This window comes from Blautia sp. MCC270 (assembly GCF_018785605.1).
In the GTDB taxonomy this organism is placed as follows: Bacteria; Bacillota; Clostridia; order Lachnospirales; family Lachnospiraceae; genus Blautia_A; species Blautia_A fusiformis.
Genome location: NZ_WQQD01000078.1, coordinates 1 through 709, shown reverse-complemented (window position 1 = coordinate 709; position 709 = coordinate 1). Strand labels below are relative to the sequence as shown.

Sequence of the window (709 nt, the reverse complement as noted above, 5' to 3'; positions counted from 1 at the left end):
ATTTCTTGGGATCGATTTTGCCATGCAGGGAATGTGTGTATTTTCTACAGGAGAAAGAGCCGGGTACCCTATGTTTTACAGAAAAGCAGAGAAAAAACTTGCAAGAGAACAGAGAAAGCTCTCCCACTGTGAAAAAGAAAGCCGGAACTATCAGAAACAGAAAAAAAGGGTAGCTTTATGTCATGAAAAGATAAAGAACCAGAGAAAAGATTTCCAGCATAAGCTCAGCAGGGAGCTTGCGGAAAGATATGATGCAGTATGTGTGGAAGATCTGAATCTGAAGGGAATGTCCGGAGGGCTGCACCTTGGGAAAGGTGTGCAGGATAACGGGTACGGGCAGTTTCTGTTCATGCTGGGATACAAGCTGGAAGAATGTGGAAAACATCTTATAAAAGTAGACCGTTATTTTGCATCCAGCAAGATCTGCAGTCTATGCGGACATAAGAAAAAGGAACTGGCATTGTCGGATAGAATGTATGTTTGTGAATGTGGAAACAGGATGGACCGGGATGTGAATGCAGCAGTCAACATCCGTGAAGAAGGAAAAAGAATCTATAAAGAATGTGCCTGACGGCACAAGAAAAAAATCCGTAACCGGATAAACATAAAAAACAAAACCGCGGGACACGCGGGGATAGCCTGTTTTAGCTTTGCCCTAAAGGGTAATCGAGCAGGAAGCCCCCACTTCAAAATCGTAAGATTTAAGTGG

At 43.3% G+C, this 709-nt stretch carries 1 protein-coding gene; it reads left to right on the top strand.

Going from position 1 to position 709, the window contains the following annotated elements:
* Positions 1-571 (top strand): RNA-guided endonuclease InsQ/TnpB family protein (locus GPK58_RS12560; protein ID WP_215638741.1); only part of this gene is annotated, 571 nt, incomplete at its 5' end.
* Between the last annotated feature and the right edge of the window lie 138 nt (positions 572-709).